The 18,206-nt window shown below is 74.7% G+C and carries 14 protein-coding genes; 5 read left to right on the top strand and 9 right to left on the bottom strand.

The annotated features are described in order from the left end of the window. Nucleotides 1-88 precede the first annotated feature (88 nt). The 3 genes from ACZLKG_RS12910 to hrpA all read right to left on the bottom strand — a co-directional run bounded on the left by ACZLKG_RS12910 (nucleotide 89) and on the right by hrpA (nucleotide 6,026). Complete coding sequence (locus ACZLKG_RS12910) at nucleotides 89-367, bottom strand: GNAT family N-acetyltransferase (RefSeq protein ID WP_463648960.1); 279 nt, start codon at nucleotides 365-367, stop codon at nucleotides 89-91. Nucleotides 368-491: 124 nt separating this feature from the next. Next, nucleotides 492-1,280, bottom strand: coding sequence for an ICP22 family protein (locus ACZLKG_RS12915; RefSeq protein ID WP_425710167.1), 789 nt, complete (start codon nucleotides 1,278-1,280; stop codon nucleotides 492-494). Between the two features lie 216 nt (nucleotides 1,281-1,496). After that, entirely contained in the window at nucleotides 1,497-6,026 is a 4,530-nt protein-coding gene (gene hrpA / locus ACZLKG_RS12920) for an ATP-dependent RNA helicase HrpA (RefSeq protein WP_463648961.1), read from the bottom strand. A 404-nt stretch (nucleotides 6,027-6,430) separates the two neighbouring features. On the opposite strand from hrpA, the gene ACZLKG_RS12925 reads away from it, so the two are divergent. From ACZLKG_RS12925 to ACZLKG_RS12935, 3 genes are all read left to right on the top strand, one after another. Next, nucleotides 6,431-7,585, top strand: coding sequence for an endonuclease/exonuclease/phosphatase family protein (locus tag ACZLKG_RS12925; protein ID WP_425710165.1), 1,155 nt, complete (start codon nucleotides 6,431-6,433; stop codon nucleotides 7,583-7,585). A 184-nt stretch (nucleotides 7,586-7,769) separates the two neighbouring features. After that, nucleotides 7,770-8,801, top strand: a complete 1,032-nt coding sequence (locus ACZLKG_RS12930) for an endonuclease/exonuclease/phosphatase family protein (RefSeq protein WP_463648963.1) — start codon at nucleotides 7,770-7,772, stop codon at nucleotides 8,799-8,801. 116 nt (nucleotides 8,802-8,917) lie between these two features. Further along, nucleotides 8,918-10,162 carry a GNAT family N-acetyltransferase gene (locus tag ACZLKG_RS12935; protein ID WP_463648964.1) on the top strand — a complete coding sequence of 415 codons (1,245 nt, stop codon included), beginning with the start codon at nucleotides 8,918-8,920 and terminating at the stop codon, nucleotides 10,160-10,162. 161 nt (nucleotides 10,163-10,323) lie between these two features. Here ACZLKG_RS12935 and ACZLKG_RS12940 read toward each other — a convergent pair whose 3' ends face one another. From ACZLKG_RS12940 to ACZLKG_RS12950, 3 genes are all read right to left on the bottom strand, one after another. Continuing rightward, nucleotides 10,324-10,896: a DUF4287 domain-containing protein gene (locus ACZLKG_RS12940; protein WP_463648965.1), complete on the bottom strand. Its 573-nt coding sequence runs from the start codon at nucleotides 10,894-10,896 to the stop codon at nucleotides 10,324-10,326. A gap of 134 nt (nucleotides 10,897-11,030) precedes the next feature. After that, on the bottom strand, nucleotides 11,031-11,642 hold the full coding sequence (locus ACZLKG_RS12945) for an MBL fold metallo-hydrolase (protein ID WP_463648966.1): 612 nt from the start codon (nucleotides 11,640-11,642) through the stop codon (nucleotides 11,031-11,033). A gap of 35 nt (nucleotides 11,643-11,677) precedes the next feature. Further along, a complete protein-coding gene (locus tag ACZLKG_RS12950) occupies nucleotides 11,678-12,112 on the bottom strand; it encodes an organic hydroperoxide resistance protein (protein ID WP_425710160.1) in 435 nt (144 codons plus the stop codon). 75 nt (nucleotides 12,113-12,187) lie between these two features. Here ACZLKG_RS12950 and ACZLKG_RS12955 point away from each other — a divergent pair, with 75 nt between their 5' ends. Together ACZLKG_RS12955 and ACZLKG_RS12960 are read left to right on the top strand one after the other, a co-directional pair. Further along, on the top strand, nucleotides 12,188-13,300 hold the full coding sequence (locus ACZLKG_RS12955; protein WP_463649035.1) for a VIT1/CCC1 transporter family protein: 1,113 nt from the start codon (nucleotides 12,188-12,190) through the stop codon (nucleotides 13,298-13,300). 42 nt (nucleotides 13,301-13,342) lie between these two features. Further along, nucleotides 13,343-14,488, top strand: a complete 1,146-nt coding sequence (locus tag ACZLKG_RS12960; protein WP_463648967.1) for a glycerate kinase family protein — start codon at nucleotides 13,343-13,345, stop codon at nucleotides 14,486-14,488. 477 nt (nucleotides 14,489-14,965) lie between these two features. Here the strand turns inward: ACZLKG_RS12960 and ACZLKG_RS12965 are convergent, their stop codons facing one another. The 3 genes from ACZLKG_RS12965 to ACZLKG_RS12975 all read right to left on the bottom strand — a co-directional run bounded on the left by ACZLKG_RS12965 (nucleotide 14,966) and on the right by ACZLKG_RS12975 (nucleotide 18,205). Next, a complete protein-coding gene (locus tag ACZLKG_RS12965) occupies nucleotides 14,966-15,310 on the bottom strand; it encodes a hypothetical protein (protein ID WP_425710158.1) in 345 nt (114 codons plus the stop codon). Between the two features lie 161 nt (nucleotides 15,311-15,471). Beyond that, nucleotides 15,472-16,713 (bottom strand): NAD(P)/FAD-dependent oxidoreductase, encoded by a 1,242-nt coding sequence (locus ACZLKG_RS12970; protein WP_463648969.1) that lies wholly within the window; start codon nucleotides 16,711-16,713, stop codon nucleotides 15,472-15,474. Continuing rightward, nucleotides 16,706-18,205 carry an FAD-dependent oxidoreductase gene (locus ACZLKG_RS12975; protein ID WP_463648970.1) on the bottom strand — a complete coding sequence of 500 codons (1,500 nt, stop codon included), beginning with the start codon at nucleotides 18,203-18,205 and terminating at the stop codon, nucleotides 16,706-16,708. Before ACZLKG_RS12975 ends, ACZLKG_RS12970 begins: the two co-directional genes overlap by 8 nt. Nucleotide 18,206: the final 1 nt, after the last annotated feature.

Genomic DNA, 18,206 nt, shown 5'->3' on the forward strand with positions numbered 1-18,206 from the left:
GACCGTGCTGAGGTCCTGGTCGGGCGGCTTCGGTCCAGCTCGGCGGAGTGGGTCGGCGAGCCGGACCCGTCGACCGGCCCCGCAGCCGTCAGGCGCGGATGTCGGCGAACTCCGGGTGGGCGTCCATGTAGTCGACGACGAACGGGCACACCGGCCGGACCATCCCGCCGCGCTCGCGCACGTCGGTCAGCGCGAACTCGACGAGCCGGCCCGCGAGCCCCTGCCCGCGCTGCTTCGGATCGGTGAACGTGTGGTCGAAGACGTGCATGTCGCCCTCGAGGACGTAGGTGGCCTCGCCGGCCTCGACACCGTCGACCGTGGCGACGTAGCGGCTCCTGGCGGGCTCGTGCGTGAACTCGGTGCTCATGGGCACGACGCTACGGCCCCCGGCGCCGGAGCGCTCGGGGGCCGTGGTACGCGGTCGGGGTTGGCGGTGCGGCTCAGCTGGCCACGCGGGTCAGCCGGCCGCCCGGGTCGGCCGGCCACGCGGGTTAGCTGGCGGACGGCTGCAGCGTCGCGTCGATCGCGTCGACCATCTCGGTGCTGTCTCCGTTCACGGTGACGGTGAGCTGCATGAGCTCGCCGGTCGAGGCGTTCTCCACGATCCAGTGGACCTCGCCCGGCTCCAGGCCGAGCGTCTCGAAGCGGTAGACGCGCAGACCCTCGGCCGCATCGACCTCGCCGTCCTCCCAGTTCACGTCCTCCGGGAGGCCCTCGACCATCATCTGCTCGAAGGCCGCGATCTCCTCGTCGAAGGTGCCGGTCATCTGGTGGTTCTCCGGGCCCTGGACGACGAGCAGCTCGGCCGGCTGAGGGTCGGACTCCGGCGTGGCCGGGAGGGACCACTGCCACAGTCCGGGCTCCTGGCGATCCTCCACGGCGTTCTCGGGCAGCTCGAACGACACGAAGCCGGCCTCGGCGCGCGGGGGGACCGAGGCGTTCGGGTCCTCGGCAGCCGGATCCTCTGCGCCCGGGTCCTCGACGGGAGGCTCCCCGGCGCCGGGGTCCTCAGCGCCAGGCTCCTCGTCACCCGGTACGACGGAGTCGTCGACGCTGCCGTCGTCGGACGGCACGGTGGCGGGATCCTCGTCGGCCGGGGGCCGGTCGTCGCTCGGAGCCTCGGCCCCGCCGTCCTGCTCGCCGTCGGTGGCCGGCGGCTCGATGTTGGCGTCGCCGTCACCCTGGGGCGACGCCTCGTCGTCGGAGCTGCAGGCGACCGCTCCGCCTGCCAGGAGCAGGACCGCGGTCGTGGATGCTGCGTATCGGCGGATGGTGGACATGTCGTCCTCCTCTCGGGGCCGGTGGCAGGCCCGTCGCGGACCCGGTCGACCCTCGTCGGTGCCGACCGGACGGTGGGGGAGATCCGAAGCCCTCCCCGTCGTGCACCCTCGACGCTACGAGCGCCCGGGACGGTCCTGCAGGCCCGTGACCTGGGTAGTTGGACCCAGGCAGGCCCGGCCCGCCCGACGGCCGGCGACCCTGTCGGTCGCGGGGCCCTAGCCCCCGAGCGCCGCCGCGATGGCCTTGCGCACCCGCGTGGTCGAGACCTTGACCGGCGTGCCGAGCTGCTGGGCGAACAACGAGACCCGCAGCTCCTCGATCAGCCAGCGCACCTCGCGGAGCCGGGCCTGGGCGTCGGGGTCGTCCCCGGCGCGGGCCCGGGCCGCCTCGAGGGCGTCGACCATCTCCTGCACCTGCCAGGCGGCCGCGTCGTCGGCGTGCACGTTCTGCGCGGCCCGCTCGAGGCGGCGCTGGGCCGCCTTGAGGTAGCGCGGCAGGTGGACGAGGTGGTCCGGGCCGGTCACGGCCACGAACCCGTCGAAGACCAGGTCACCGACCGCGGCGCGCACGTCGGTGACCGCTCCGAGCAGGTGGATTGAGCTGGAGGCCTTGACCGTGGCCTGCAGCTCGCGCCAGGCGTTCATCACGTTGACCACCGTGCCGGCCAGCTCGAAGACCCGGTCCTCGAGCCGGGTGCGCACGTGCGCGACGAGCTCCTCGAACCGTTCCTTGTCCCGCAGCATCCCGGCTCCGCCGCTCACGTGCTCGGCGCACCAGTCGTCGACGATCTCGGTGACCGCGGCCAGCTGGAGGTCGGACACGAGCGCGCCCGTGCTCGGGTAGGGCGAGGAGGCCAGCGCGAGCGCGTCCTGCCCGCCCCACCGGGTGCTCACCCGCTGCTCGGGCAGCGCGGTGGCGGCCAGCGCCAGCCGACGCACGCCGAGACGGTGCGCGCGGACCTGGGAACCGGCGTCGGGCAGGACCCGCAGGGCCACCGAGGTGGCCTCCTCGACGAGCGCGGGATAGCCGCGCACGACCAGCCCGGCCGGCCCGATCGTCTCCACGCTGGCCGGGATCGCCCCGCCCGGCACGTCCGGCCAGGTGGTCAGGCCCTCCTGCTCGACGGCGGTCGCGGCCCCGGGAGCGGTCCCGCCGGCCGCGGGGTCGGAGGCTTCCACAGCGGCCTCGCTCCCGCCCGCGCCGCGGCCGCCGGAGGAGCGGCCCCCGCGCGCACCGGCACCGGACTTGGCGGCACCGGACCCACGGGCGCCCCCGGCCCCCTCCCCGGCGGCGGACCGCGCCTCGGCCATGGCCACCGCGACGGCGCCGCGCACCGCCGAGGCGACCGCGCTCTCGACGGCCGGCGCCAGCTCGCGCTGCAGGGCGAGCAGCGAGTCGCCCTCGCCGAGCACCGCGCCCTTGGCGGAGACGACCCGGAACTTCATCCGCAGGTGCCCGGGCAGCTCGGCGGACTCGCCCCAGGCGGCCTCGTCGATCTCCACCCCGCGCACCTCGCGCACGGCGGCGGCGAAGGCGTCCTGCCAGGCGGGCACGTCTGCGGGGTCGACCCGGCCGCCCTGCCGGCCCGCGTCCCCGGGGGCGGCGGCGACGGCGTCGTGCCAGTCGGGCATGGCCGCCACGACGGCGCGCGCGACGTCCGGGGCGGGCACGAGCTCGCGCCGCACCCGCTTGGGCAGCGCGCGGATCGTCGCGACGGCGAGCTCGTCGACGTAGCTGGGCACGAGCCAGTCGAACCCCTCGGGACGCAGCCGGCCGAGGACCTCCACCGGGACCGTCGCGGTGATGCCGTCCGCCCACGCGCCGGGTGTGAAGTCGTAGGACAGGGGGAGGGTGAGGTCGCCCTGCTGCCAGGTCGAGGGCTGGTCCGCCTCGGACACCGGGTTCTCCGGCACGAGCTCCTCGAGCGTGAGGGTGAGCAGGTCCGGGGTCTCGCGCCGGGCCTTCTTCCACCACGTGTCGAAGTGGCGGGCGGAGACGGCCTCGGCGCCGACGCGTTCGTCGTAGAAGGCGAACAGCGTGTCCTCGTCCCCGACGACGCCGTGGCGCCGCAGCCGTGCCTCGACCTCTCTGGCCTCCTCGAGCACCGCCGCGTTGTCCTTCACGAACCGGTGGTGCGTGCGCCACTGGCCCTCCACGAGCGCGTGGCGGACGAACATCTCCCGCGCGAGCTCGGCGGCCGTGGCGTCGCCGATCGGCTGGTCGCCGAGGCGACCCAGCAGTACGGGACGGTCGGCAGCCAGCGTCATGCCGTACAGCAGGACGCGCTCCTTGACCATGGCGGCGCCGTTGCGGGTGGACCAGTAGGGCTCGGAGTACGTGCGGCGCAGGAGGTGCCCGGCGGCCCGCTCCACCCAGTCCGGGTTCACCCGCGCGACCGTGCGGGCGAACAGTCGCGAGGTCTCGACGAGCTCGGCCGCCATCACCCACGGGTACGTCTTCCGCGAGAGCCCCGAGCCGGGCCAGATGACGAACCGGGTCCCGCGGGCGCCCGCGTAGTCGCGCTTGCGCTCGTCGTAGCTCCCCAGGTTGGACAGCAGGCCGGTGAGCAGGGCCTGGTGGACGGAGTCCGCGGACGCGGCGTCCGACCCGCGTCCGAGCGCGACCACGGTGGAGGCCACGAGGTCGGTGTCCGGCGTGTCCACCTCGGCCGCCGGCGGCAGGGCGAGGGGGCGCAGGTGCAGGCCGAGGGGCTTGGCCAGCTGGCGGAGCTGGGTGACGACGTCCTGCCACTCCCGGATGCGCAGGTAGTTGAGGTACTCCCCGCGCACGGTGCGGCGGAACGCGGAGCCGGACAGGTCCCGCTGGAGCGTGCGCAGGTAGCGCCACAGGTTGAGGTAGGCGAGGAAGTCCGAGGTCTCGTCGACGAACCGGCGGTGCTTCTGGTCGGCCTGGGTCTGCTTCTCCACGGGCCGCTCGCGCACGTCCTGCACGGACAGGGCCGCGACGACGACCATCACCTCGGCCGCGCACCCGAGCCGCTCGGCCTCCAGCAGCATCCGTCCCAGGCGCGGGTCCACGGGCAGGCGGGCCAGGTCCCGGCCCACGCGGGTCAGCTCGGTCGACCCGGGCTCGAGGGCACCGATCTCCTCGAGCTGCTGGACGCCGTCGCGCACGGCCCGCGTGTCCGGGGGGTCGACGAACGGGAACTGCGCGATGTCGCCGAGCCCGAGCGAGGCCATCTGCAGGATGACCGAGGCGAGGGAGGTCCGCAGGATCTCGGGCTCGGTGAACTCCGGACGGTTGTCGAAGTCCCGGCGCGAGTAGAGCCGGATGGCGACCCCGTCGGCGACGCGGCCCGAGCGCCCCGACCGCTGGGCGGCGCTCGCCCGCGAGACCGGCTCGATCGGCAGCCGCTGCACCTTGGTCCGCGTGGAGTACCGCGAGATGCGGGCCGTGCCCGGGTCGATGACGTAATGGATGCCGGGCACGGTCAGGGACGTCTCGGCGACGTTCGTGGCCAGCACGACGCGACGGGTGCTGTGCGGGGCGAAGACCCGGTGCTGCTCGGCGGCGGTGAGCCGCGCGTACAGGGGGAGGATCTCGACGGCGCCCGGCACCGTCGACCGGCCCCCGGGCGCCAGGTACCGCTCGCCCAGGTGCTCGGCGAACGCCACGTGGGTGTCGCGGATCTCGCGCTCGCCCGAGAGGAACACGAGGATGTCGCCGGGCCCCTCGGCGGCGAGCTCGTCGTAGGCCCGGAGGATGCCGGTGACCTGGTCGATCGGCTCCTCGGGGTCGGCGGGTGAGCCGCCCGCCGGGCCGCTCCCCGGGCCGTCGGCGCGCCGGGCGGAGGCCGCGGTGCGGGTGCGTCCGTCGTCGTCGGGGGACTCGTCCTCGTCGGTCTCGTCGTCGACGTCGGGGACGAGCGGACGGTAGCGGACGTCGACCGGGTAGGTGCGGCCCGTGACCTGGACGACCGGGGCCGGGCCGTCCATCCCTGCGGCCTTCCCGAAGTGCTCGGCGAAGCGCTCGGAGTCGATCGTGGCGGACGTGATGACGAGCTTGAGGTCGGGACGGCGCGGGAGCAGCTGGGCGAGGTACCCGAGCAGGAAGTCGATGTTCAGGGACCGCTCGTGGGCCTCGTCGACGATGATCGTGTCGTAGCGCCGCAGCAGCGGGTCGCGCTGGATCTCCGCGAGGAGGATGCCGTCGGTCATCAGCTTGACCAGCGTGGTGGCGGACACCTCGTCGGTGAACCTGACCTGGTAGCCGACCTGTTTGCCGAGGTCGACGTCCAGCTCGGAGGCGATGCGCTCGGCGACGGACCGGGCGGCGAGGCGACGCGGCTGGGTGTGCCCGATCATGCCCTCGACGCCGCGGCCGAGGTCGAGGCAGATCTTCGGCAGCTGGGTGGTCTTGCCGGACCCGGTCTCGCCCGCGACGACGACGACCTGGTGGCTCGCGATCGCCGCCGCGATCTCGAAGCGCCGCTCGGCGACCGGGAGCTCCTCGGGGTAGCTGATGACGGGGACCGCGGCACGGCGGGCCTCGACCTGCTCCGGCGTCGGGGGGCGAGGTCCGCGCGCCACCCGGTCCGCGCCGCGCGCCGCGCCACGACCCCTGCGGCGTCCCCCACGACGACTCGCCGTCGTGTCCGTGCCGGCACCGTCGTTGGGGATGCCGGCCCCGTTGCCGTGACCACCGGTGGGGCGTCGGTTCGCGCGCCGACGCGGCTCACCCTGGTCGGGGCGGCGCGGATCGTGGTCGGCGGAGGTCACGGGCATCCATTGTTCGGCATGTCCGCCCCAGGATGCACCGGGAATCGGGAGATTCGGGGCGCACGCGTCCCTGGAGGAAGCGAGATGTGCGTCGACGGCCGTGTTCGTGTGCGTCGGCGGCGCGGGTCGGGTGTCGGCGGTGCGCGCGCCGTGCCGAGAGCGCGGGTTCTGTGTCGAGGGCGCGGGTTCTGTGTCGAGGCCGCGGGTTCCGTGTCGAGTGGACCCCCGGCGGCCATCCACTCGGCGTCTTGACCGCGCCCTCGGTCGGAAACCGCGCTCTCGGCGACACCTCGCGCTCTCGGCAGGGAACCCCGCACCAGGCGTGCACCCATTGTGGGGAGCGCTGACCTGGGTCGGACTCCCCACCGTGGGGTGGCCCGACGTCGGTGACGTGGCCGACGATGGAGCGTATGCGCAGGGGAGCGGGGGTGGCGGGCGCCGTGGCGGCGGTGCTCCTTGCCCTCGCGAGCCTCTACACGCTGCGTCCCCTGTGGTTCAGCGAGCGGATGCCGGTGGCGCAGGTCCTCGCCCTCAAGGGCACGCTCGCGGCGACGCTCCTGGTCCTCGGCCTGCTCCTCGTGTTCGCCGGTCGCCTCGTGCTCCTCGCCCGGCAGCGACGGGCCCGTGTGGGAGGCCCGGGCGATCACCGGGCCGACGACCCGGTCGAGCGGGAGGGAAGCAGGGACTCGCGCGCGGACAGGAGCCGCGCCCCGGCTCGCCCGGTGCGGGGCGGAGCGCCCGCCGTGGTCGTGCTGGCCGGGGGAGTCGTCGCGGCGCTCGCCGGGGTGGCGCACGGCGTCGAGCTGCTCGATCGCGGCGTCTCGGGCGAGGGCGTCACCGCCTCGGACGAGCCGCCCACGCCGGAGAGGTTCACCGTTCTCACGCTCAACACCCTCGGTGGTGCGGCGACGCCGACGGACGTCGTCGACCATGCCGTGAGCGTCGGGGCCGACGTCCTCGCCCTGCCCGAGACCTCCGCCGACCTCGCCGAGCAGATCGTCCGGGTGCTCGAGGAACGCACCGGTCAGGGCTTCACCGGCTACACCGAGGGCACGGGCGCGGTCGGGGCGACCTCGATGGTCGTGGCCGACGCCCTCGGCCCCTATGAGCAGCGCACCGACGCGGTGACCGGCGGCTTCGGCCGCGTGCACCTCCGGCCGACCGGCGACGACCCGGACCAGCCCGTGCTCGTCGCCGCGCACCCGATCCCCCCGGTCGCCGGGAACATGGCGGCCTGGCGGGCGGAGAACCGCGCGATCATGGGCACGTGCGAGCGCGCGATGCGGCCCACCGTCATCGCCGGCGACCTCAACATGACGCTCGACCACGCCTCGCTGACCGGCGTCGCGGCCGCGGGCGGGCGGTGCCACGACGCGGGCGTCGACGCCGGCATCGGCGGCCTGGCCACGTGGCCCGCCTCGTGGCCGGTGTGGGCGGGCGCCACGATCGACCACGTCCTCGTCGCCGGCGGCCTGCGGGGGACGTCCGGGCAGGTCGAGGAGGTCGGGGGCTCCGACCACCGCGCCGTGGCCGTCGAGCTCCGGCTCACCGCACCGAGCGACTGACCGACGGTCGACCGTCGCTCTCGACGACCGGGACCCGCACTCTCGCCGACCGGGACCCGCACACTCGACGACCGGGAGCCGCACTCTCGACGACCGGGAGCCGCACTCTCGCCGACCGGGGGCGTGACCGGTTCGAGACCCCCGGCCTGCGGGCCCGCCGACGCACGTGCGGGACACTGGATCCGTGCGCATCGTCATCTGGGTCGTCGTCGCCGTCGTGGGGCTGCTCGCCGCCCTCACGCTCGATCCCGAGCTCCCGGGTGCGATCGTCCCGCCCCTGGACGGGATCTCCGGCGTCACGCCGGTGGCTCAGGTCGTGGCCCTCAAGGGCTGGCTCGTGCTCACCCTCGCCGTGCTCGGCATCGTCTTCCTCGTCATCGGCCTCGTCCGCCGGCAGCTCATCCGGGCCGGCGCGGCGATCATGGTGCTCGGCGGCGTCTTCCTGCTCGTGGCGGTCGGTCACCTCGCCATCATGTTCGACCGCGGCACGTCGGCCGCGACCTCGATCAGCCGCACCGACGACACGGCCGCGGCGCCCGACGCCGCGCTGACGATCCTCACCGTCAACATGGAGGAGGGCGACGTCGCGGGGTCCGATCTCGCCACACCGATCGTCGAGCAGGGCGTCGACGTCGTCGTCCTGCCCGAGATGCTCGAGGCGGACGCGACGGCGCTCGCGACCGAGCTCACCGGGTCCGGCCACCCGTTCACGGCCTACGGCGCGGGCTCCGCCACCGAGGACCGTGGGGCGACGGCGGTGCTCCTCGCCGACTCCCTCGGCGGCTACGTGCCGGTCGACGCCGAGCCCACCGCCGAGGCGTTCGCCCTGCGACCCGTCTCCGGCGTGGGGCCGACGATCGTCGCCGTGCACCCCACGGCGCCGAGGCCCGACGCGATGGACGTCTGGCGCCGCGAGGTCGGGGAGGCGCTCACGTGGTGCCGCACGGGCTCGGGACCGGTCGTGGTCGCGGGCGGCCTCAACGCCACCGTCGACCACGCGCCCGCGCGCGACCTCGGCCGCTGCGTCGACGGCGCGACCGAGGCCGGCCTCGGCGGTGTCGCCACGTGGCCCGCGGACATCCCCTGGTTCTTCGGCTCGCCGATCGACCGCATCCTCGTCGACGAGGCCAGCTACCGGGTGGCCGAGGGCGCGGTCTTCGACGTCGGACGGGCCACGCACCGCGCGCTGGTCGTCCGGGTCGAGCCTGTCGGCTGAGCCGGTCACTCCCACGCCGCACCGGCAAGCGGCACCCGCGCCGCACCCGCCTCCCCGGCGGGGGAACGTCGGAAAAGCCGGTGCGCCGCAGCCGGTGCGCTGCCACGCTTGCCCGCATGACGACCACCGACGAGGGGACGACCCGTCCCGCCACGACGGCGCCGACGGTGCGCCCGGACGGGCTGCCTGCCGGCGTCCACCTGCTCCACCTCGTCGCGCCCGCGGCCGAGGAGATCGCCGCCGGGGCCACGCCGTCGGCCGCCTTCCGGGCCCTGACCGACATCGACGCCGAGTACCTGCTCGAGCGGCTCGGCGACACCGACCTGCTCGGCGACCCCGCCACCCGGCTGGGCGCCTATGCCGACCAGTCCTCGGTGCGCCGGGTGGTGATCGTCGCCGCCACCGGGCCGGTCGCCGAGCGGCTGGCCGCGGGCGGGACCGCGGCGCCGGCCGCGGTCGCCTCCGGCGCGGACGACCCCGGCCCCGAGGCGCACGACGTCCTCGGGTACCTCGCGATGGACCTCGAGCTGCGCGACAACACCCGGACCTGCGGGGTCGAGCTGTTCACCCGGGTCGCGCACCGCGGGCAGGGCATCGGCGACGCGCTGTGGCGCGCGGCCACGGACGTCGCCCGCGCGGAGGGGCGCAGCGTGGTCCAGGCCTGGGTCGACCACGAGCCGCCCGCCGGGGACGCGGAGCCGATCCGGCCCACCCGGAGCGAGGGGGCGATCGCGCGAGACGCCGCCGCCCGGTTCTGCACCGACCGGGGCCTCGTCCTCGAGCAGGTCGAACGGCACTCGGTCCTCCACGTTGCCGGTCGGGAGCGCGCGTGGCGCGGCGCGCTGGACCAGGCCCGCGGCTGGACGGCGCGTACGGACGAGATCGTCACCTGGGTGGGCGCGACGCCGGAGGCCGAGCTCGCCCACATCGCCGAGCTCATGCGCCGGATGAGCACCGACGTGCCGCTCGGCGGCCTGGACTGGGAGGAGGAGGCCTGGGACGCGGAGCGCGTCCGGACCACCGAGGCCGCCCGCCTGGCGTCCGGCCACCGCACCTACCTCGTCTCGGCGGTGCGGGACACCACCACCAGGGCGCTCGTCGCGTTCTCCAAGCTGACGGTCCCGCTCGGTCGCCCCGCCGCCTGGCAGGACGAGACGCTCGTGATGAAGGAGCACCGCGGCCGCCGGCTCGGCACGGTCGTCAAGCTCGTCAACCAGCTCGCCCTGCTCGAGCGCTTCCCCGACGTGGAGCGGATCCACACGTGGAACGCGGCCGAGAACCGGCACATGCTCGACGTCAACCATGCCGTCGGGTTCGAGCTGGCGTCGCTCTCCGGCGCCTGGCAGGGGCCGCTGCGCTGACGGAGCGCGCCGCCCCGGTCGCGGCCGGGACCTCGCCCACGGGCCGGGTCCCGGCCGCGCCTCACGTCAGGTCCCTGTCCGGCCCTCCGGTCGGGTCCCTGTCCGGCCCTCCGGGCAGCTCCCTCGCCGGTCGCTGACCGGTGATCGGACCGGCCCTCGGGTCAGCTCTCGGAGAGCAGGTCGGCGAGCGTCGCGAACGCCTTCTTCCACGACGCCTTGAGCTCGGGGACCCGCTCCCCGGAGGACAGCCCGGTGTGCTGGACGGCGAGGCGCACCTTGTGCCGGCCGTCGGCGCCGGGCTCGAGCGGGTCGATGCGCAGCGTGATGCGCTCGTCGCCGTCGCGCAGCCGCACCGAGGTCGGTTCGGTCTGCCCGGTGACGTCGAGGCGCTTACCGATCCAGTCCGACCGGTGCGACCGCTCGGCCAGGTACGGCCACAGGTTCTGCGCCGTCACGTAGAGGGTCTTCGACGCCGAGGCCTCCCAGCCACCGTCGCGCCGCTGGCCGGGCTCCCGCAGACCGCGGGCCTGCTCGTAGGCGACGGTCACGCCCTGCGCCCACCAGCCGTCGACGCCGTGCTCCTCGCGCAGCCAGGTCGCGGTGCGGGTGTGGTCCCAGTCGGTGGCGCCGGCGTCGTCGAGGAGGGCGAACCACTCCTCGCGCGCGCGACCCGTCGCCTCGCGCACCTTCTCGTCGCTGACCGAGCTGTCGATGGACCGCGCTCCCGAGGACATGTGAGCCAACCTACAACCGGGGCACGACGGCGGAGAACCCCCGCCCGACGTCGGAACCCCTGCTCGGTGCCGGAGCCCCGTGTCCGCCGGACGCGGAGGACCGCCGATGTTGCGGGCGACGGGCGCTCTGCCCGCTACCAGCCGCGGGACTCCCACGCGTCGACCTCGGGGGCCTCGGTGCCCACCGTGGTCGGGTCACCGTGACCCGGCCCGACCGTCCAGGCCGGGTCGAGGGTCACGAGGCGCTCGCGGATCGAGGAGATGACCTGGTCGAAGTCGCTGTAGTCCCAGCGGGTGGCGCCGGGGCCGCCCGGGAACAGGGTGTCGCCCGTGAGCACCGTGGCGGCGTCCGGGACGAGGAACGAGCAGGCGCCGGGGGTGTGCCCGGGCGTGTGCGCCACGGTCACCTCGGCGCCGGCCACCTCGATGACCTGGCCGTCGGCGAGATCTCCGGTGGGGACGCCGAGGTGCGTCTGCTCCCACAGGAACCGGTCGGCGGGGTGCAGCAGCGGGACGACACCCCACCCCGCGGCAAGCTCGGCGGCGGGACCGACGTGGTCCCAGTGCCCGTGCGTGAGGACCAGGCCCACCACGGTGCGCCCGGCCACGCAGGAGCGCACGGCGTCGGCGTCGTGCGCCGGGTCGACGACGAGGACCTCTCGCTCGTCGCCCACCAGGTAGGTGTTGTTGGGGAAGGGCCCGCCGTCCGGCGCCCGTCCGACGATCTCGTGACGCTCGACGGTCACCGGCACGGCGGTCCCTCCCTCAGCTGGTGGTCGGCTCAGAGCGAGTCGACGGCGGTGACCGTCACGGGCACGTTGCCGCGCGTGGCCTTCGAGTAGGGGCACAGCTCGTGGGTGCGGTCCACGATGGTCTGGGCCTCGTCGATGCCCAGGCCCGGGATGTGGACCTCGTGCTCGACCGTGAGGGCGAACGACTCGCCCTCGGGGCCGAAGCCGACCTTGGTGCGGACGGTGGCCTCGGAGACGTCGACGTCCTTCTCCTTGCCGGCCAGGCCGAGGGCGCCCGTGAAGCAGGCGCCGTAGCCGAGGGCGAAGAGCTGCTCGGGGTTGGTGCCCTCGCCGGAACCTCCCATGTCCTTCGGGGAGGTGAACGTGAGCTCGAGGTGGGGGTCCTCGGAGACGCCGGAACCCGTGCGGCCCCCGGTGCTGGTGGCGGTGGCGGTGTACACGATCTTGTCAGGTGTGTTGGCCATGTGAGCCAGCCCATCACCCTTCGTGCGGACCCGCAACAGGTGTCCGGCGCGTCGGGAGCACAATGGGTAATCGTGATGACCATGTCCCGTCCCGACGTGCCCGCGCGGGCGCCGGATCCCGCACGGATCCGCCGCTGGCGCCGCAACCTCGCCGAGGAGCGTGCGGAGGGCGCGGTCTACCGGAACCTCGCCCAGCGCAAGTCGGGCGAGGAGCGCGAGATCCTCCTCGGTCTCGCCGAGGCGGAGAAGCGCCACGAGCAGCACTGGATCGACCTGCTCGGTCCCCATGCCGAGCGGCCCGGCCGGGCCACGCTGCGCAGCCGCCTCATGGCGTGGCTCGCCCGCAGCTTCGGGTCGGTGTTCGTCCTCGCGCTCGCCCAGCGCGCCGAGCTGCGGGCGAACTACGACGACGACGCCGACGCCACCGAGCAGATGGCGGCCGACGAGCGCGTCCACGGCGAGGTGGTGCGGGCGCTCGCCGCTCGCGGACGCGCCCGCATGTCCGGGACCTTCCGGGCCGCCGTGTTCGGCGCGAACGACGGACTGGTCTCCAACCTCGCGCTCGTCCTGGGGATCGGTGCGACCGGCGTCGGCACGTCGGTCGTGCTCGCCACCGGCATCTCCGGCCTGCTCGCGGGCGCCCTGTCGATGGGCGCCGGCGAGTACGTCTCGGTGCGCAGCCAGCGCGAGCTGCTCGAGTCCTCCACCCCGAGCACGCGCAGCGCGCACGTGGTCCCGGCCCTGGACGTCGACGCCAACGAGCTCTCCCTGCTCTACCGGGCGCGCGGCATGTCCGCCGAGGACGCCGACGCGCACGCCCGCGCCGTCATCGCGGCCCACGCCCACGCGGGGGAACGGGTCGCCGGCGGCGAGGAGACGCCCCGCGCGGACGAGGCCGCGTACGAGGAGATCGGGACCGCCTGGCAGGCGGCGTCGTCGAGCTTCCTGTTCTTCGCCTCGGGCGCGATCATCCCCGTGCTGCCCTACCTCTTCGGCCTCACCGGCCTCGCCGCCGTGGCCGTGGCCGCCGCGCTCGTCGGCATCGCGCTGCTGATGACGGGCGCCGTCGTCGGCGTGCTGTCCGGCTCTGCGCCGCTGCCGCGCGCGCTGCGCCAGCTGGCGATCGGTTACGGCGCGGCCGCGGTGACGTACGTCCTCGGTCTGCTGTTCGGCGGCGCCGTAGGCTGACCCCGGTCGGGAGGCGCCCGGCCAGGACGAAGGAGTTCGTGCATGCTCGTGATCCTCGCCCCCGACTCGTTCAAGGAGTCGATTGACGCCGCCGATGCAGCAGCCGCCATGGCCGCCGGCGTCCGGGACGCCGTGCCCGACGCCGAGGTGCGCGAGCTCCCCGTGTCCGACGGCGGGGAGGGCTTCACGGAGTCCGTCGCCGTCGCGCTCGGCGCCCGCACGCTCGAGGTCCCCGTCCGTGACGCCCTCGGTCGCGAGGCCACCGGGCAGGTCGCCGTCGCCGGGCGGCGGGCCGTGCTCGAGGTGGCCTCCGCCGTCGGGCTCGGCATGATCGCCTCCGACGAGCGGGACGTCATGGGCGCCGACTCCACCGGCGTCGGCGAGCTGATCCGGGCGGCCCTCGACGAGGGCGCGGACGAGATCGTCGTGGGGCTCGGCGGGTCCGCGACCAACGACGCCGGCGCCGGCATGCTCCGCGTCCTCGGCGCGCGGTTCCTCGACGCCTCCGGGAAAGAGATCGGCACGACGCCCCGCGAGCTCGCCCACCTGGCCGAGATCGACGTGTCCGGGCTCGATCCGCGCCTCGCCGGCGTCGAGGTCCAGGCGGCCTGCGACGTGTCGAACCCGCTGCTGGGGGAGTCCGGCGCGAGCGCGGTGTTCGGTCCGCAGAAGGGCGCGACGCCGGAGCTCGTCACGGAGCTGGACGAGATCCTGGCCCGCGTGGCCGAGGTCGCCGGGCACGCCGGCGAGGGCGGGGCCGCGCACGTGCCCGGCGCCGGGGCCGCGGGCGGCCTGGGCTACGCGCTCATCGGGTTCCTCGGGGCGCGGATGCGGCCCGGGGTGGAGCTGGTGGTCGAGACGGTCGGGCTCGAGGAGGCAGTGGCGGGGGCCGACCTCGTCCTCACCGGCGAGGGCTCGGTCGACGCGCAGACGCTGTCCGGCAAGACGCCCGCCGGGGTGGCGGCCGTCGCCGCGCGGGCGGGGGTGCCGTGCGTGGTGCTCGCCGGGCGGGTCGCCGACGACGCCGCCGTGCTGCTCGACCACGGGGTCACCGCGCTCGTGCCGATCGTGCCCGGCGTGACGGACCTGCCCACGGCGCTCGCCGAGGGCGGCGCGAACCTCCGGCGGGCCGCGTCGACGGTGACGCGGATCTTCGCGGCTGGCCGCTCCGGGAGCGCCTCCTTCTGACGAGTGAGGGGACTTTTCCCCGACGAGTGAGGGGACTTTTCCCCGACGAGCGAGCGGACTCCAGCTGGTCCGCCGGTGGGAGGGCGCTGGCGCGTCGACACCGGGGTGCCCGACGTCGGGATCGTGCCGTAGTGGTGGGCGCTCTCGTGCGTGGCACGCATGCCGAGGTCGTGCCTGGGGTGGTGGCCGCTCCGCTTGGAACGCAGTCTCGACGCGACCGGCCCATCCGCTCGTGCCGGCTGCTCGTGACGGAGGCTCTCGATGCGGCCCGGCCGCAGGGGAGAGGGTTGTTCGTTTCTGCGCAGGGCTGTCGATATCGGTGTGATCGGTAACAGAGCTGCAAATATCGGTGTGATCGTCAGGTCTCTCCCGGGAGGAAACTCTTCCGCGGTGCCGGGCCGGTTCGCGCGTGTACGCGAGGCCAAACCGTCCTCACCAGTGAGCAAGAATCCCCTCACTCGTCGGACGGATAGCCGCTCACTCGTCGAGGTCGTCGTCGTCCCAGTCCCACTCCTCGATGACGACGACCTCCCACTCCTCGTCGTCCTCGTCATCGTCGTCCCACTCCGCCGCCATGAGCGCCGCGCGGTCGAGGACCTCGGCGGCCTGGGCGAGCGGGTCGTCGACGAGGACGATCACGGGCGGGGTGAGGTGGACCGCGGCGAGCGAGCCCGAGAAGTGCTGGCCGCTGCCGAAGGTGATCGCCCGCGCCTCGACGGTCGCCTGGTACAGCGCCATGGCGTCGGGGTCGACCGTCCAGGTGTTGATGTCGGCGGGGGGCTCGCGGTCGGGGGGCGTGGGGGAGGAACCGGGTTCGTGCACGGGTCCATCATGCGCACGCTCGCCGACATCGGTCGACGGGAGTCCCGGGTGTCGGCGGCCACGCCGGGCGGGTTCCGGGCCTACGTCCCCTCCATTGCCGCGCCTCGTCGTCCAGCCCGTCCGCCGTCGTCCGGTCCCACGCGGCCGCGCCGTCCTCCGTCTCAGTCGACCGAGAGCCGGACCTCCCCGCCGTTGGCGGTGACGCCGTCGAGCACGCCCGAGGGGATCCGGAACGTCCGCCCGGGCGCCGCCGGCCACGGGAGCCGCCGACGCGCGAGCACCCGTCCGCCCTGCCGCACGGTGACCACGGGCCGCGTGACGAGCCGGTCCATCCAGCACACGAGCCGGTTCCGGGCGGGGGCCGGCCCGCCGGGTGCCCACCTCGACGGCGAGACCCACCGGATCGGGTCCTCCGCCATGAGGCGGACGCTCGCCTCGGGCGCCGGCCGCCCGGCCAGGTGCTCGAGGATCCGTTCGCCCGCGTGGGTGCCGGCGAGCGCGACGACGTCGGCGGTGTCGACGGGGTGGTTGAGGTTCCCGACGGCGAACACGCGCTCCTTGGAGGTGCGCATCGCCGCGTCCACCACCGGCGCTCCGCTGGCCGGGTCGATCTCGACGCCGGCCGACCGGAGGAGCTCGTGGTCCGGGATCCAGTCGCCGGTGAACACGACCGTGTCGCAGTCGATCGTCCGGCGGTTCCCGGTGCGGGTGTCCTCGATCTCGACACCCGTCACGCGCGTCCGCCCGTGGATGGCCACGACCCTCGACGTCGTCTCGACCCGGGTGCGGAACAGGGCCTTCCCCGGGACGCGGAACAGGGCGTACGACTCGCCGACGGGGTGCTCGGAGACCAGCGCCTCGGTCGCGCAGCCGGCCTCGGCGAGGGTCATCACTGCCGACCAGCTGACGAGCTCGGCACCGACGACGACGGCCCGCCGGCCCACTTCCTGGTGGTGGACGTGGACGAGGTTCTGCAGCTGACCGGTCGTCAGCACGCCGGCGGGCCGCGTGCCCGGGACGAGCCGCGCCGTGCGGGGGCGCTCGCGGGCGCCGGTGGCGAAACAGAACGCGTCGGGACGCACGTGGACGAGGCCGCGGGGGGTGGTGACCGCGAGGGTGTCCTCGTCCGCCCAGCCCGTGACGGTCCAGCCGGTGAGGATCTGGGCGCCGGCCGCGCGGGCGTCGGCCTCGAGCGCCCGGGCGTACGCCGGGCCGGACATGAACCGCTTCCGGTCGCGGATGCCGTAGCCGGGGTGGTCGGAGTGGCGGGGGATGCCGCCGGCCTGCTGCTCGCGTTCCAGGACGAGGACCTGGTCGAGCTCGGGGGCCAGCCGGGCGGCCGCGGAGAGGCCGCCCGGGCCGCCGCCGATCACGGCGACCGTCGGGGTGAGGAGCTCAGGCATCGTCGGCCTCCGTGTGGTGCTCTGACCGGGTCTCGCACGGATGGTCGCCCCGGGCCCCCCGGTCGGTGCCGCACGCGTGGTCGGTGCCGCTCCCGCGGTCGGTGCCGCACGCATGGTGGGTGTCGAACAGTCGCTGGACCTCGGCGCCGCAGTAGAAGCCCTGGCAGCGCCCGTTCATCGCCCGCGTGCGCCGGCGCAGCCCCTGGAGGCTGCACGGCGGGACGCCGGACGTCATGGCGTCGCGGATCTCGCCGCGGGTCACGCGCTCGCAGAAGCAGACGACCGTGCCGTAGTCCGGGTCGCGGGCGATCCGCTCCTCGTCGGCGAAGGGGCGCAGCTGGTGCTCGCCCAGCGGCGGCATCACCGGCGGCTCCGGCAGGCCGGCCCGTTCCTCGAGGTCGAGGTCCGCCCCCGCGTCCGTGAGGAGCTCGACCACGTGCTCGGCGACGGCCGGTGCGGAGGTCAGCCCGGTCGACCGGATCGCTGCGGCGATCACGTAGCGCTGCTCGGCGTCGACGTCGATCAGGTAGTCCGACTGGTTGTTCGCCGCCCGCAGGCCGGCGTAGGAGGCGGTGACCTCCTCCTCGAGCAGGGCGGGCATGATCCGCCGGCCCTTGTCCAGGAGGAACTCGAACCCGTCCTCGCTGGTGGAGGTGTCGGCCTTGTCCGTCATGTCCTCGGCGGTGGGGCCGAGCATGACGTTGCCGAAGATCGTCGGGCTGACGAGCACGCCCTTGCCGGCCTTCGACGGGGCCGCGAGCACGATCGTGTCCACCAGCGGCGCGGCGAGCTTGTCGTAGACGAGCAGCTCGCCCTTGCGGGGGTGGACGTCGAGGCGGTCGTGCCCGAGCATCGCGTCGACGGCGTCCGCGCCGAGACCGGCGGCGTTGACGACCCATCGCGCGGTGACGTCGCCGCGGTCGGTGCGGATCGTCGTCGTGGCGGGACCGACCTCGACCGAGGCCACGCGGTGCTCGCGCAGGAACGTCGCGCCGCGGGCGAGGGCCTCGGTGGCGAACGCGAGGGGGACGGACCAGGCGTCGATGACCGCCTCGTCGGGCACGGTGAGCCCGCCGGTGACGCCCGGGCCGAGGCTCGGGATGCGGGCGTAGACCTCGTCCGCGCCGATGATCTCGGTGGCGTGGTAGCCGTTGGCCTCCGCCTTCGCCTGGAGGCCGGGCAGGGACTCGGCCTGCTCCTCGTCCCAGGCCACGAGCACCGCGCCGGTCCTCCGCAGCCCGATGTTCGCCCGGGCGCAGTAGTCGGTGAGGAGCGCGTAGCCGCGGGCGACGAGGCGGGCCTCGAGGGTGCCGGGCGTGGCGTCGAATCCCGTGTGCAGCAGGGCGGTGTTGGCCTTGGTGGTGCCCTCGCCGACGTCGTCACGGGCGTCGATGATCACGACCGAACCGGTCGTGCCGGCGAGCCGGCGGGCGATCGCGGCACCGACGACGCCGGCTCCGATCACCGCGACGTCGTACACGGTCTCGCTCACG

The organism is Georgenia sp. Z2081, from assembly GCF_055326445.1.

Excerpts from the sequence above, each read along its gene's own strand:
- ACZLKG_RS12910 (WP_463648960.1), bottom strand. The coding sequence starts at position 367 with ATGAGCACCGAGTTCACGCACGAGCCCGCCAGGAGCCGCTACGTCGCC.
- ACZLKG_RS12915 (WP_425710167.1), bottom strand. The coding sequence starts at position 1,280 with ATGTCCACCATCCGCCGATACGCAGCATCCACGACCGCGGTCCTGCTC.
- hrpA (WP_463648961.1), bottom strand. The coding sequence starts at position 6,026 with ATGCCCGTGACCTCCGCCGACCACGATCCGCGCCGCCCCGACCAGGGT.
- ACZLKG_RS12925 (WP_425710165.1), top strand. The coding sequence starts at position 6,431 with ATGCGCAGGGGAGCGGGGGTGGCGGGCGCCGTGGCGGCGGTGCTCCTT.
- ACZLKG_RS12935 (WP_463648964.1), top strand. The coding sequence starts at position 8,918 with ATGACGACCACCGACGAGGGGACGACCCGTCCCGCCACGACGGCGCCG.
- ACZLKG_RS12940 (WP_463648965.1), bottom strand. The coding sequence starts at position 10,896 with ATGTCCTCGGGAGCGCGGTCCATCGACAGCTCGGTCAGCGACGAGAAG.
- ACZLKG_RS12950 (WP_425710160.1), bottom strand. The coding sequence starts at position 12,112 with ATGGCCAACACACCTGACAAGATCGTGTACACCGCCACCGCCACCAGC.
- ACZLKG_RS12955 (WP_463649035.1), top strand. The coding sequence starts at position 12,188 with ATGACCATGTCCCGTCCCGACGTGCCCGCGCGGGCGCCGGATCCCGCA.
- ACZLKG_RS12960 (WP_463648967.1), top strand. The coding sequence starts at position 13,343 with ATGCTCGTGATCCTCGCCCCCGACTCGTTCAAGGAGTCGATTGACGCC.
- ACZLKG_RS12970 (WP_463648969.1), bottom strand. The coding sequence starts at position 16,713 with ATGCCTGAGCTCCTCACCCCGACGGTCGCCGTGATCGGCGGCGGCCCG.